General features: G+C 71.5%; 11 protein-coding genes. 5 read left to right on the top strand and 6 right to left on the bottom strand.

Annotated features, from left to right (window positions below; genetic code table 11):
- Positions 1-116: 116 nt before the first annotated feature.
- Together OG965_RS36430 and OG965_RS36425 are read left to right on the top strand one after the other, a co-directional pair.
- Positions 117-581, top strand: a complete 465-nt coding sequence (locus OG965_RS36430) for a Crp/Fnr family transcriptional regulator (RefSeq protein WP_371656344.1) — start codon at positions 117-119, stop codon at positions 579-581.
- A gap of 92 nt (positions 582-673) precedes the next feature.
- A complete protein-coding gene (locus tag OG965_RS36425) occupies positions 674-1,363 on the top strand; it encodes a response regulator (RefSeq protein ID WP_371656343.1) in 690 nt (229 codons plus the stop codon).
- Here the strand turns inward: OG965_RS36425 and OG965_RS36420 are convergent.
- From OG965_RS36420 to OG965_RS36405, 4 genes are all read right to left on the bottom strand, one after another.
- Complete coding sequence (locus tag OG965_RS36420) at positions 1,323-3,092, bottom strand: GAF domain-containing sensor histidine kinase (protein ID WP_371656342.1); 1,770 nt, start codon at positions 3,090-3,092, stop codon at positions 1,323-1,325. The genes OG965_RS36425 and OG965_RS36420 overlap by 41 nt on opposite strands.
- Before the next feature lie 176 nt (positions 3,093-3,268).
- Positions 3,269-4,252, bottom strand: coding sequence for an aromatic ring-hydroxylating dioxygenase subunit alpha (locus OG965_RS36415; RefSeq protein WP_371656341.1), 984 nt, complete (start codon positions 4,250-4,252; stop codon positions 3,269-3,271).
- A gap of 172 nt (positions 4,253-4,424) precedes the next feature.
- A complete protein-coding gene (locus tag OG965_RS36410; RefSeq protein ID WP_371656340.1) occupies positions 4,425-5,075 on the bottom strand; it encodes an isochorismatase family protein in 651 nt (216 codons plus the stop codon).
- Between the two features lie 88 nt (positions 5,076-5,163).
- Complete coding sequence (locus OG965_RS36405) at positions 5,164-6,150, bottom strand: GlxA family transcriptional regulator (RefSeq protein ID WP_371656339.1); 987 nt, start codon at positions 6,148-6,150, stop codon at positions 5,164-5,166.
- Between the two features lie 233 nt (positions 6,151-6,383).
- Here OG965_RS36405 and cpt point away from each other — a divergent pair, with 233 nt between their 5' ends.
- On the top strand, positions 6,384-6,905 hold the full coding sequence (cpt, locus tag OG965_RS36400; protein WP_371657158.1) for a chloramphenicol phosphotransferase CPT: 522 nt from the start codon (positions 6,384-6,386) through the stop codon (positions 6,903-6,905).
- Between the two features lie 31 nt (positions 6,906-6,936).
- Here the strand turns inward: cpt and OG965_RS36395 are convergent, their stop codons facing one another.
- Positions 6,937-7,635, bottom strand: coding sequence for a response regulator (locus OG965_RS36395; protein ID WP_371656338.1), 699 nt, complete (start codon positions 7,633-7,635; stop codon positions 6,937-6,939).
- On the bottom strand, positions 7,632-8,819 hold the full coding sequence (locus OG965_RS36390) for a sensor histidine kinase (protein WP_371656337.1): 1,188 nt from the start codon (positions 8,817-8,819) through the stop codon (positions 7,632-7,634). The genes OG965_RS36395 and OG965_RS36390 overlap by 4 nt, the downstream gene beginning before the upstream one ends.
- Positions 8,820-9,088: 269 nt before the next feature.
- On the opposite strand from OG965_RS36390, the gene OG965_RS36385 reads away from it, so the two are divergent.
- On the top strand, positions 9,089-11,308 hold the full coding sequence (locus tag OG965_RS36385; RefSeq protein WP_371656336.1) for an MMPL family transporter: 2,220 nt from the start codon (positions 9,089-9,091) through the stop codon (positions 11,306-11,308).
- Positions 11,309-11,520: 212 nt separating this feature from the next.
- Positions 11,521-13,128: an alpha/beta hydrolase gene (locus OG965_RS36380; protein WP_371656335.1), complete on the top strand. Its 1,608-nt coding sequence runs from the start codon at positions 11,521-11,523 to the stop codon at positions 13,126-13,128.
- The last annotated feature ends 9 nt before the right edge of the window (positions 13,129-13,137 follow it).

The raw sequence follows: 13,137 nt of genomic DNA, 5'->3' as shown, positions 1-13,137 counted from the left end.
GCGAGGGCCGTTCGGCCCCTGGCTCCCCGCTCCCGGCGTCCGTCCGGCATCGACATCACCCATGAAGTGGCAGCCTTCCAGGCGGAGTTGCCCACCTCCCGAGAGGAACCACGGCAATGGACACCAAACAAGCCGTCCGGATGACGGTCGCGCTGCCCGCGAAGCACCGGAGCCGGCTGATGAACACCGCTCGCGAGGTGAGCTTCCACGTGGGCACCCGCCTGTTCGAAGAGGGCCGCAAGGCCGACCGCTTCTGGGTCGTGCGCACAGGCCAGGTGACCTTGGACATGCACGTCCCGGGCCGCCGCTCGGCCGCGATCGAGAGCCTGGTCGCCGGCGAACTCGTCGGCTGGTCCTGGCTGTTCGCTCCCCACGTGTGGCACTTCGGCGGCGAGGCGACCACACCGGTGCGCGCGTACGAGTTCGACGCCCTGTCCGTGCGGCTGATGTGCGACAACGATCCCCAGCTGGGCGCGGCCGTCGCCCAGTGGGTCGGTCAGGTCCTCGCCCACCGGCTGACACAGGCACGGATGCGGCTGCTCGACCTGTACGCACCCCACGGAAGCGGACCCGCACGGTGACCACGCCGTGTGGACCGTTCGGCCCTGTTCCCCGCACCGCCCTGTACGTCACGATCGGACACAGAGGCAACCACACCGCATCAGGGGGCGGCATGGCCGCAAGGGAACACGACTCCAGGCCTACCATCGGGGTCTTCCTGGTCGACGACCACGAGGTGGTGCGCCGCGGGCTGCACGACCTGCTGGACGCCGAGCCCGACATCACCGTCCTCGGCGAAGCCTCGACCAGCGAGCAGGCCCTGGCGCGCGGCCCGGCCCTGCGGCCGGACGTGGCGATCCTGGACGTACGCCTGCCCGACGGCGACGGCATCACCGTCTGCCGCGAACTCAGGTCCCGCACACCGGAGTTGTCCTGCCTGATGCTGACGTCGTTCGATGACGACGACGCTCTCCTGGACGCGATCATGGCGGGGGCGGCCGGTTACGTCCTCAAGCAGATCAAGGGAACCGACCTCGTCGCGGCGGTGCGTACGGTCGCCTCGGGGCAGTCGATGCTCGATCCGGCCACCACCGCGCGGCTCATGAGCACGCTGCGGGGCCCCTCGGCGGAGGATGTTCCCGCCGGGGACCAGCGGCTCGCGGGCCTGTCCGAGCGCGAACGCGAGATCCTCGATCTGATCGGCGAGGGCTTCACCAACCGCCAGATCGGAAAGCACCTCTACCTCTCCGAGAAGACGGTCAAGAACAACATTTCCCGGCTCCTGTCGAAGCTGGGCGTCGAGCGCCGCGTCCAGGCCGCGGTCATCGCGGCCCAGCTCCCTCCGGACGCCCGGCACCGTTGACCCCGGGGCGCCGGCCACCCAGCGGAACTCGCCATTCCAGCCGTGTGCCCCCTCCCTCCGCCGCGTCCACGACACACGTCCCGCCCCGCCCGTCGGCCCGCTCCGCGAGGTTGCGCAGACCGCCGCGCCGCCCGGCCCCGACGGGGATCCCGATCCCGTTGTCGGTGACGGTCAGCGCGACCTCCCCGCCGCGCACCACCAGCACCACCTCGGCCGCCGTGGCGTTCGCGTGGCGGGCCACATTGGTCAGTGACTCCCCCAGCACCGCCAGCACGTCCTCGGCGACGTCGCCGGGCACATCGACATCGATCAGCCCCTCCATACGCAGTGCGGGCGTGAAGCCGAGCGCGGGCGCGACGCCCTCCAGCGCCCGCACCATCCGTATCCGCAGCCCCGGCCCCGTCCCGGGCCCGTCGTGCGCACGCAGCCCGAAGATCGTCGAGCGAATGATCTTGATGGTGGTGTCGAGGTCGTCCACCGCCCGGCCGACCCGTTCCATGGCTTCCGGATGCTGGACGAAACGCTGCGCGCTCTGCAGCGTCATCCCCGTGGCGAACAGCCGCTGGATCGCGAGATCGTGAAGGTCCCGCGCGATACGGTCGCGGTCCTCCAGGATGCTCACCTGCTCCGCGTCCCGGCGCCGGTCGGAGAGTTCCAGCGCGAGCGCCGCCTGGTCGGCGAACCCGCGCAGGGGCTTGCTCTCCGCCTCGCTGAACGGCGGCTGCCCCGCCCCGCGCGCCAGCAGCAGCACCCCCCGCACACCGTCCCGGGTGCTCATCGGCACCGCCACCGCGGGCCCGAGCCCCTCCCACCGGTCGGGCCCGTGCGTCACCCGTGGGTCCTTCCGCACATCCGCGGTGACGACGGCCGAACCCGAGCTCATGGCCGCGCCCGCGAGCGTCCCGTCCACCGGCAGGGCCAGTCCCTGGTGCTTCGCCGCCCCGCGGCCCAGGGCCAGGGCGCCTTGCAGTTCGCCGGTCGCCGCCTCCACCAGGTCCACCACGCCCAGCTCGGCCGAGGTGATCTCACGCGCACGCTCGACCAGCACCTCCAGAACCTGCGACTCCGGCACCCCCGACAGCAGTGCACTGGTGACCTCGGCACCGGCCTCCAGCCACCGCTCCCTCAGCCGCACCTCCTCGTAGAGGCGGGCGTTCTGGATCGCCACCCCGGCGGCCACCGCCAGCATCGACAGGACGGCCTCGTCCTCCTCGTCGAACTCGGCGCCACCGCGCTTCTCCGTCAGATAGAGGTTGCCGAAGACCTCCTCCCCCACCCGGATCGGGACCCCCAGGAACGAGTGCATCGGCGGATGGTCGGCCGGAAAGCCGGAGGACGCCGGATGCTGCGACAACTCGGCGAGCCGAAGCGCCACGGGGTGGCGGATCAGCTCGCCCAGCAGCCCGTGTCCCGACGGCAGATGACCGATCCTGCGTTGCGTCTCGTCGCCGATCCCCACCGGCAGGAACTGCGCCAGCCGCCGCCCCTGTCCGATGACGCCGAGCGCCCCGTACTCCGCGTCGACCAGCACCACCGCGGCCTCGACGATCCTCCGCAACACCTGCGGCAGATCCAGCTCCTGGCCGACCTCCAGAACGGACTCCAGCAGCGCGTGCAACCGGTCACGCGTGTTGCGCACCGTGTCGATGCGCACCTGGAGCTCATCGAGCAGCTGATCCAGCCTCAGCCGCGACAGCGGCCGCGCCCCGTCCCGCCCGACCCCACCCATTGGTTCCTCCCTGCGGATCCGCCAAAAGAACCAGAGCTCCGGCTCTCACCGTAGCGGCAGCAGGACCTCCCTTCCTCCCGCGCTACGGCACCGGCCGGGAAACGCCCGCTCCCGGCGGGTGCCGTGATATGTCACCGGCGCAGCCATGGGGAGGCGTCCGCCCGGCTTCGCCGGCCCTACGACAAGCCGTCCGGATAGAACTGCCGGGCCCAGCGCCGGAAACGGCTGATCATCTCGTCGCCGCGGGCCAGCCGGGGGTGGGGCTGGTACCGCTTGTGGTTCCAGATCGGGATGTCCTGCTCCAGCAGTTCGACCGCGGCCCTGCGCATGGCATGGGCCGCGATCCCGGTGAGTGGGCTGCGCAGGAGACCGGGGCCGGGGAAGCGGCGTCGGTCGGTCACGGTGCAGGAGGCGGCGCAGCGAAGCCGGGACTCCCAGGGGCCGATGGGGGTCGGCAGGCTCCACAGGTGGAACAGCAGGCCGAAACGGGGCAGCGGGAGCCGGGTGAGCAGGATGCCGAGTCCGCCCATGAGCACCTCCTGCTGGGTACCGTCGAAGAGGCGCTCCGCCCTGCGGTGGCGTTCCACACCGAAGCGCAAGTGCAGGCGCAGAAACGGCCCTTGGATCTCCGGCGGGGCCACTTCCTGCGCTGACGCGCCGTGCAGGGCGGCCAGGTGCCGGTAGTCGACGATGTTCTCGATGACCTCCTGCGGATGGGTGGCCACGTCGCGGGTCCACCAGGAGGTGGGGGCCGCGGTGCCGAGCTCGTCCGGGAGTTCCCAACCGGGCGCGGCTCCACCGTGGCCGTACCAGACGAACAGCATGCCGTTGCGTTCTCGTACGGGCAGGTGCGCGAGGCGGGCGCGCGGCGGCAGGCTGCCGGGTGCGCTCACACACGTACCGTCCGGGGCGAACGCGAAGCGGTGGAAGGGGCAGAGGAGGTTTTCACCCTCGACCGTCCCGCCGACGCCCACATGGGCACCCAGATGGGGGCAGTAGGGCCGTACGGCGTGGGCCGCACCGGGCCGGGTCCGGTAGAGGACGACGTCCTCACCGGCCAGCCTGCGGGTCAGCACGGCCCCCGCGGCCAGCTCGTGGGACGGGGCCAGGCAGAACCAGCCGGAGGGATAGGGCAGGGCGGTATCGGCTGCCGAATTCACCCTGTGAATCAACCAGATGGGCCGTGGTGCCGGACAGGGCGCGAAGGCATGCGCGCCGGGCTCCCTGCCGTACCGGAGCGCACCATACGGCGCGCTCGGACACCCCCGAGCCTCCTGGCACGGCGAGCGCGCGGCAGGGAAGCAGGTTCTGCCGCGCACCGCCGGATGGGGGTCAGACAGGGAGGGCCTCGCCCGTGGGGACGACCGTGCCGAACAGGTCCGTGATCGTGGTCAGGGCTGCGGCCTGGAGGGTCGGCGCGGGCAGGACCGTGCCGTCGGGCGTGGTGAGGGCGCGCGTCGCGGTGGTCTCGGCGACGACCGTGGGGCGGTAGCCGAGGTTGAAGGCGCCCTGGGCGGTGTAGTTGACGCACATGTGCGTCATGAACCCGGCCAGGATCAGGTCCTTGCCGCCGCCCGCGGCCGCGCCCAAGTCGGCCAGGGTCTTCTCCAGTTCGGTGGCGTGGAAGGCGTTGGGGAACTGCTTGACCACGACCGGCTCGCCGTCCACCGGAGCGACCTCGTCGCTGATGGCGCCGATGTGGGCGCGGATGTCGTACGGGGTGTTCTCGCCGCCGTCGTTGACGATGTGGACGACCGGGGTACCGGCGGCGCGGGCACGCGCCAGGAGGCGGGCACCGGCCGCGACGGCCTCGTCCGCGCCGTCGAGGGCCATCACCCCGGTGCGGTAGGTGTTCTGGAAGTCGATCATGATGAGGACGGACTCGCTCAGCCGGGGCGGCTGGTCGTCCAGGCCGATCACGTCGCGCAGGGTCGTGGAGGGCTGAGCCGTCTCGGGCCGAGTTGCGGGCTGGTTCGGGTTCATCGGGTGCCTTTCATGGGTGAATCGGGCATGGCGAAGCGCCGTGTCGCGCTCGCGCGCCGGGGTCCGGGGTGAGTGGGACGGGACTCGGTCAGGTGGTACGGAAGCGGCGGCGGTACGCCGCGGGCGTGGTGGCCAGCTGTCGCTTGAACGCCCGGTGCAGGGTCTCGGCCGAGCCCAACCCGGCTGTGGCCGCGACTTGGTCGAGGGGGCAGTCCGTGGTCTCAAGCAGGCGCCGGGCCGCCTCCACCCGGGCCGCCTCGACGTACGTGGCGGGGCTGGCGCCGGTCTCCTGCTTGAAGACACGCGCGAAATGCCGCTCGCTCAGGCACATCCGGGCAGCCAGGGCCTGCGCGGACAGATCCTCGTCGAGGTGCTCGGAGATCCACAGCCGCAGCTCGTCGATGTCACGGCGGGAGGCGGCGGGCCGACTGAGCGGGACGGAGAACTGGCTCTGCCCGCCCTGCCGTTTGAGGTACATGACCAGCTGCCTGGCCACCGCCAGCGCGACGTCCTCCCCCAGGTCCTCGGCCACCAGGGCCAGCGCGAGGTCCAGGCACGCGCTGATCCCGGCCCCGGTCCACACCCGGCCGCGGTCGGTGCGTACGAAGATCGGGTCCGGGTCGACGGTGACGGCCGGATGATCGGCGGCGAGCTGGGCGGCGGTCGACCAGTGGGTGGTCGCGGTCTTCCCGTCGAGCAGCCCGGCCGCCGCCAGCAGGTGCGCGCCCACACACACGGACGCGACCCGCCGGGCGTACGGGGCGGTCTCCTTCACCCAGGCCACCACGTCGGTGTCGATACGGGCGACGGGACCGTCGTCGGTCATGTCGACCGCGCCGGGCACCAGCAGGGTGTCCACCTGCCCGCCGACCTCAGCGAAGCCCAGATCGGCCAGCAGCCGCACGCCCGCCGACGTCCGCACCTCGCCCGCGACCGGCCCGGCCAGCCGGACCTGGTAGCCGGCGCGGCCCGCGGTCTCCCGGTTGGCCAGGGCGAACACCTCGGCCGGGCCGGTGACGTCGAGGAGGTCGACATCGGGGAAGACCGCGATGACGACCCGGTGGGTGAGGGGCATGCACCCATCCTCACTGCCACCACCGACGACCGCAATGACGGTTCCCTGTCACATCCGGACATGCGGGTGCCGGGCGGAGCTCACCACGGACCCGGACCAAATCGTCACGGTCGCTCATGTCCGCATCATGGCCCCGCCGCCTCGGCAACATCGTCGCGCGGCGTGACGACGGGCCGGAAACTCATTCCGTACCGCGGGGGCAGGCACCGTACTGTGTCGCGGTGACGACTCAGATGATCATTCTCAACGGCGGCTCCAGCTCTGGTAAATCCGGGATCGTACGGTGCCTGCAGGCCGTACTGCCCCATCCGTGGCTGGCGTTCGGAATCGACTCGCTCATCGACGCCATGCCCGTGAGCATGCAGACGTCAGCTGACGGCATCGGGTTCGAGGCGGACGGCACGGTCAACGTCGGGGCCGACTTCCGGGCGCTGGAGGCGGCCTGGATGGAAGGCGTCGCGGCGACGGCCCGGGCGGGCGCCAGGGTCGTCGTCGACGACGTCTTCCTCGGCGGAGCCGCCTCCCAGCAGCGCTGGCGCGAGGCTGTTGGCGACCTGGCCGTGCTGTGGGTCGGCGTCCGGTGCGAGAGCGCGGTCGCGGCGGCCCGTGAGACCGCGCGGGGCGACCGGACCCGGGGAATGGCCGCATCCCAAGCGCACATGGCGCACGAGGGCGTCGTCTACGACGTGGAGGTGGACACGACGCACACGGAGTCCCTGACGTGCGCCCACGCCATCGCCGCTCACGTCATCTGATCGAGGAACCGACGAGTCGACGAGTCGACGCTCAGCCCGTACGACCGACCTCGACCACTCCCGTCTCGTACGCCACGATCACCGCCTGGGCGCGGTCGCGGACGCCGAGTTTGCCGAAGAGGCTGGTGATGTGGTTCTTGACGGTGGAGCCGCTGACGCTCATCGCCTCGGCGATCTCCGCGTTGTCGAGGCCCGTGGCCATCAGCCGCCACACCTCCGCCTCGCGCGGGGTCAGATCGCCGATCTGCGCGAGGGGCGGCCCGGGGCGCTCCGGGGCCCTGACGTACGTGGAGATCAACCGGGTCAGCAGCCGGGGTGCGACGGCCGCCTCGCCCGTGTGCACCACCCGTACCGCCGCCACGAGTTCCTCCGGTGAGATGTCCTTCGGCAGGAATCCGCAGGCCCCGGCGCGCAGCGCGGCCACCACGTACTCGTCCATGTCGAAGGTGCTCAGCGCCAGCACCCGGCAGCCGGGCAGTTCCGCCGCGAGCCGGCCGGTCGCGGCGACGCCGTCGAGCACCGGCATCCGGATGTCCATCACCACGACGTCGGGCCGCAGCCGGTGGGCGAGGGCGACGGCCTCCTCGCCGTTGCCCGCCTCGCCCACCACCTCGAAGGCCGGGTCGGGGGTGAGGATCAGAGCGAGTCCGCGCCGTACGAGCGGCTGGTCGTCCGCGATCAGCACTCTGATGGCCTGTGTTCGCGTCACGTCGTCCGTCGTCCCGTTCACCGCAGCGCCCCCTCGTCGGCCGTCAGCGGCAGCCGTGCCGCCACCCTGAATCCGGCCTCGTCCAGCGGACCGGCCTCGAACGTCCCGCCGTGCAGCGCGGCCCGCTCCCGCATCCCCACCAGGCCGTAGCCGGAACCCGATGCGGTGCCCGCCCGCACGAGCCCCTCGCAGGCGCCCGTCCCGTCGTCCGAGACCTCCACCGCCACCCCGTCCGGCTCGTAGGTCAACCGCACCTGGGCCCGCGCCTCGCCCGCGTACTTGCGCGCGTTGGTGAGCGACTCCTGCACGATCCGGAACACCGTCAGACCCACGCTCGGCGGCAGCGGACGCTCGCCGCCCCGTACGTCGAGTGCGGTCGGGAGACCGGCCCGGCACGACTCGGCGACGATGCGCTCCAGGTCGGCGATGCCGGGCTGCGGGGCGATCGGCTCGTCCTCCGCCTCGTCCCCGGCCCGCAGTACGTCCAGGAGTTGACGCATCTCGTGCAGCGCCATGCGCCCGGAGCCCTCCAGTTCGACCAGCGCCTCCCTGGCCACCTCCGGGTCACGGGCGAGGTTGGCCCGGGCGCCCCCGGCCATCAGCTGCATGGTGGTGATGTGGTGCGCCACGATGTCGTGCAACTCCCGTGCGATGCGGCGCCGTTCGGCCGCCACGGCCCGGTCCGCGAGCAGCCGGCGGTTGGCCTCGATGTCCCGCTGCCAGCGTTTCATCACCGCCCCCGCGATGATCACGGTCACGGCGGCGAGCACGTTGCCCACCATTTCCATCAGCGACAGCCGCGGCCACTTCGTCCAGTCCACCAGCGTCGCCACCGCGGCCAGCGATGCCGCCACCACCACGGGCGCGCTCCTGAACCGTACGACGGAGTAGAGCGCGACCACCACGGCGGCGCCGAAGTGCAGTGCCGTGGGCACGGTCAGGTTCAGCCCTAGTCCCAGCAGCAGCACGGCCGCGAGTACGAGCACCGGCGCACGGCGCCGCACCAGCAGCGGCAGCGCGGCGACCACCAGCAGCACGCATCCGACCACGGGAACGTCGCCCTGTCCCGCCAGGCTGGCGAAGGTGAAACTGAGCAGGTCCATGACCCCGGCGCCGACCGCGACCAGGCCGTCGTTGCGCGTCCAGGGCGCGTCGCCGCCCTGCCGGGTCGCGGGGGCCCGGGGCGCGGGGCGCGTGGTCACCATGAGGGTCCTGATTCTGTGAGTGGCGATCCGGGCCGCCGACGGTGTGTCAGTGGCCCTCGTTCCATGATCCCAGTCTCGCATCGCGGACCGGGCCCGTACCGGGCCCGCGGTCCGATCCCGCCCTGGGACCAGGGTCCCAGTCCTCGCCCACGCCCACCCCGAGCTCCCAGGCCGTATCTCCTCCCGCGCTCGGACGACTGCGCCCCGCCGCGCTGATGTGCTGGTCATCGGCCGAAAGCGCCGCACCCCAGCCACCGTCGGAGGACAAAGTGATCCGCGCCCTGACCGGGTTCTCCACCCGCAGCCCATGGAAGGTCATCGCCCTCTGGGCCGTGGTGGGCATCTTCCTCGCCCTGCTCGGCCAGTCGCTGCTCTTCCGCGTCACCCAGAGCCAGAGCGGGGACTTCCTGCCCGCGAAGTACGATTCGGCCGCCGCGCTCAAGGTCGCCGAGGAGAAGTTCGGGGCGAAGCCCGACGCCAACGCGGTGACCGTGCTCGTCGCCCGGACGGACGGCGAGGCGCTGACCGGAGCCGACCAGCGGCGCGTCGGCGACATCGCGGCGGAGCTGGGCCGACGGCACGTCAAGATGCCCGAGCCCAGCGGGGACAAGCCGGCGTTCCTGGCCGAGGACTACTCCCAGACGCCCAAGGTCAGTCCCGCCATGGTCGCTCCCGACCGGGGCTTCGAACTGCTCTCCGTGCAGCTGACCGGCAACTCCACCGACCCCGGTATGCACGACCTCTACCGGGCCTTCCGGGACAACGTGAAGCACGAGTTCGCCGGTGCCCAGATGCGTACCGGCTTCACCGGCGGACTCGCCGACCTCGTCGACACCACGGAGGCGGAGGAGACGACCACCACCGTCGTCGGCGCGCTCATGGTCGGCCTGATCGTGCTGGTCAACATTCTGGTGTTCCGCAGTGTGCTGGCCGCGTTCGTGCCCCTGCTGGCGGTCGCCATCATCAGCGGCGCCGCGCTCGGGGCGGTCGTGGGCGCCGCGTTGCTCACCGGCATCGACCTCGACACCTCCACTCCGAACCTGATCAGCGTCGTACTGATCGGCATCGGTGTCGACTACTTCCTCTTCCTTCTCTTCCGCTTCCGCGAACAGCTGCGGGCCCATCCCGACCTGCCCGCCCGTGCCGTGGCCGCGGAGGTCACCGGCCGGGTCGGCACCGCGATCACCTCGGCGGCCCTCACCATCGTCGCCGCCTTCGCCACCCTGGGCATCGCGACCTTCGGGCAGTTCCGCGTCCTGGGCCCCGCCATCGCCCTGTCCGTGCTCGTCATGCTGCTCGCCAGCCTCACCCTGATGCCCGCGCTGCTCGCGGTCAGCGGGCGCAAGATGTTCTGGCCCTCCCGGGCGCTGCGGCGCGAACCCCGCCCGGGCACCGCCGGGCGCGTCGGTGACCTGGTTGCCCGCCGCCCGCTCACCCTCGTGGTGGCCTCCGTGGCCCTGCTCGGTGCGCTGGCGGCCGGAGTCGCCGGTATCCGCATGGACTTCGACCAGACGGGCGGTAACGAGGACACCCCGGCGGCCGCCACCGCCGCCGAGATCAACCGCGCCCTGCCTGCCGGGGTGTCGGATCCGACCACCGTCTACGTCACGGCCGACCGGGGCCGTACCCTCACCACCCGAAGCGTCGACGCACTGCCCAAGGCCCTCACCAAGGTCCAAGGCGTCGGCCAGGTCGGCCAGACCGTGCTGAACGAGGACCGTACGGCGGCCCGCATCGACGTCTACCTCACCGCCGACACCCAGAGCAAGAAGGCCCGCGACCTCGTCTCGGGGCCGGTCCGCGACACCGTCGCCCTCCACACGCCTGCCGGTATGGAGGCCCATGTCGGCGGTACGGCGGCGATCTTCGCGGACATCTCCACCGCCGTCGACCACGATCTGAAGACCGTGTTCCCGGTCGCCGCGGGCTTGATCGCCCTCATCCTGATCGTCCTGCTGAGGAGCCTGCTCGCCCCGGCCGTCCTGATGATCGCCGTGGGGCTCGGCTTCGCCGCGACGCTGGGCGCCTCCGCGCTCTTCTTCCAGCACCTGCTCGACAAGCCGGGCGTCAACTTCGTCCTGCCGCTGGTGCTGTTCCTCTTCGTGGTCGCCCTCGGCACCGACTACAACATCCTCATCAGCGACCGGATCCGCGAAGAGATGGAACGCCCGGGACCGGCCCGGGCCGCCGTCGCCCGCGCCGTACGCCACACCGCTCCCGCCATCGCCACGGCCGGTGTGGTCCTCGCCGCCTCCTTCGGCAGCCTCGCGGTGAACGCGGCGCCCGCCACCCAGCAGATCGGCTTCGCGACCGGGCTCGGCATCCTCCTCTCCGCCTTCGTCCTGTCCATCGTGCTGGTGCCCGCGCTCGCCGCCCTCCTCGGCCGGAGCATCTGGTGGCCGGTCCGCCCGGGCCGCACCAAGGGCCGCCACCACGCCGATCAGCCGGCCGGCTCCCTGCCCCACGAGGACCGCGTCACGGTCCACTGACACGCGAGCCACGGACCGGGCCGACGACCGGTCGACAGCCAGGGGCGACCGCACCCACCGAGTGGGGTGCGGTCGCCCCTTCCGTACTTCCTCCGGCGCTCAATCACGGTTGCATAACGAGTAATTCCACTACGTGACATGTGCCATTGCACATGTCACATGATTTGCCTGACCCCGTCGCGCCGCCATGGCGCGCCGACTGAGGAGGGCACATGCGAAGACCATTGGCACTGCTGGCCGTTGCGGTCTCGACCGTCCTACTGGGCAGCGCGGTCCCGGTCGCCGCGGCCCCCGACAGCGAAAGCCACGAGACCGGCGCGGGCCGGATCGCCTGGACGTCCTGCGGTGACACCACGACCCCGGCGCTGCAGTGCGCGATGCTGGAGGTCCCGGTGGACTACGCCCACCCGGACGGGCGGAAGATCAAGATCAAGCTCAACCGGCTGCCCGCCACCGCCCCCAAGGCCAAGCAGCAGGGTCCGATCCTGCTCAACCCCGGCGGCCCCGGCGCCAGCGGGCTGTGGATGCCCGCGTACATCACCGGCCAGATCCCGGCCGACGTCGCCTCGACGTACGACTGGATCGGCTTCGACCCCCGTGGCACCAACGGCAGCGAACCCCATGTGGTCTGCGACGCGCACTACTTCGACGGCGAACGGCCCGACTACCAGGTCGGCCACGGCACCGAGAAGGCGTGGCTCGGCAGGGCCGCGACGTACGCCGCCGACTGCGCGGCGGACTGGAGCTGGATCCTGCCGCACATGACGACGGTCGACAGTGCACGGGACATGGACCGCATCCGCGGCGCGCTCGGCGCCAAGAAGATCAACTTCTACGGCGGCTCGTGGGGCACCTCGCTGGGCTCCACCTACGGCCAGCTGTTCCCGTCCCATGTACGGCGCATGGTCCTGGACAGCATCGTCGGTCCCACCATCTCCTGGTACGACCACAACATCCTCCAGGACAAGGAGCACGAGCGGCGCTTCCGCGCCTTCGCGGAGTGGACGGCCAAAGCCGACTCGGTCTACCACCTCGGCACCGACGCGGACGCCGTGATCAAGAAGTACTACGCCATGGAGGACGCGCTGCGCACCGCCCCGGTGTCCGCCGCGCCCGCTCCCGGCAAGATCGGCCCGGCAGAGTTCGAGGACACCTTCTACGGCGGCGGCTACAACTTCCTGCGCTGGCCCCGGATGGCCACGGTGCTCTCGGGCTACCTCACCCGGCACGACACCCGGCCGCTGAACATCGCCTACAACCGGTACGCCGCGCCGGGCGCCGACGACGGGGCCTTCCCGAACTACAACGCCACGCAGTGCACGGAGAGCGCCTGGCCCCGGGACTGGGAGTTCTGGAAGAAGGACCAGGCCAAGGTCAACGCGGTCGCGCCGTTCTACACGTACAACAACATGTGGTACAACGCCGCCTGCATGTTCTGGCCCTACCAGGGCGGCCCGGGCCGACTGAAGGTCACCGGCAAGGGCCTTCCGCCGGTGCTGCTGTTCCAGGCGACCGAGGACGCGGCCACGCCCTACCCCGGCGCGGTCGCGATGCACAAGGCGCTGCCCGGCTCCAAGCTGGTCGTCCAGAACGGCGGCAGCTTCCACGAGGTCCTCTTCCACGGCAACGCCTGCCTGGACGACACCTTCGTCGCCTACCTCCGCGACGGAACCCTGCCCACCGGCAAGGGATCCATCGCCAAGACCTGCGCCCCGGAGGCCGACCCGGCACCGACCTACGTCGAGCCCACCCCGGCCGCGAAGGCCTCCGTGGCCGCGGTCTCACCCACGGACCCGGAGGCCGTCCACGGCCGCTTCTGACCACCCGTC

The organism is Streptomyces sp. NBC_00224 (assembly GCF_041435195.1).
Taxonomy (GTDB): Bacteria; Actinomycetota; Actinomycetes; order Streptomycetales; family Streptomycetaceae; genus Streptomyces.
Note: the sequence above shows the minus strand (reverse complement) of the source record. Positions and strands in the feature narration are given on the sequence as shown.

Bases quoted from the DNA above. Each gene is read 5' to 3' on its own strand.
- OG965_RS36380 (WP_371656335.1), top strand. From the start codon at position 11,521: ATGCGAAGACCATTGGCACTGCTGGCCGTTGCGGTCTCGACCGTCCTA.
- OG965_RS36420 (WP_371656342.1), bottom strand. From the start codon at position 3,092: ATGGGTGGGGTCGGGCGGGACGGGGCGCGGCCGCTGTCGCGGCTGAGG.
- OG965_RS36405 (WP_371656339.1), bottom strand. From the start codon at position 6,150: ATGCCCCTCACCCACCGGGTCGTCATCGCGGTCTTCCCCGATGTCGAC.
- OG965_RS36390 (WP_371656337.1), bottom strand. From the start codon at position 8,819: ATGGTGACCACGCGCCCCGCGCCCCGGGCCCCCGCGACCCGGCAGGGC.
- cpt (WP_371657158.1), top strand. From the start codon at position 6,384: ATGATCATTCTCAACGGCGGCTCCAGCTCTGGTAAATCCGGGATCGTA.
- OG965_RS36425 (WP_371656343.1), top strand. From the start codon at position 674: ATGGCCGCAAGGGAACACGACTCCAGGCCTACCATCGGGGTCTTCCTG.
- OG965_RS36410 (WP_371656340.1), bottom strand. From the start codon at position 5,075: ATGAACCCGAACCAGCCCGCAACTCGGCCCGAGACGGCTCAGCCCTCC.
- OG965_RS36430 (WP_371656344.1), top strand. From the start codon at position 117: ATGGACACCAAACAAGCCGTCCGGATGACGGTCGCGCTGCCCGCGAAG.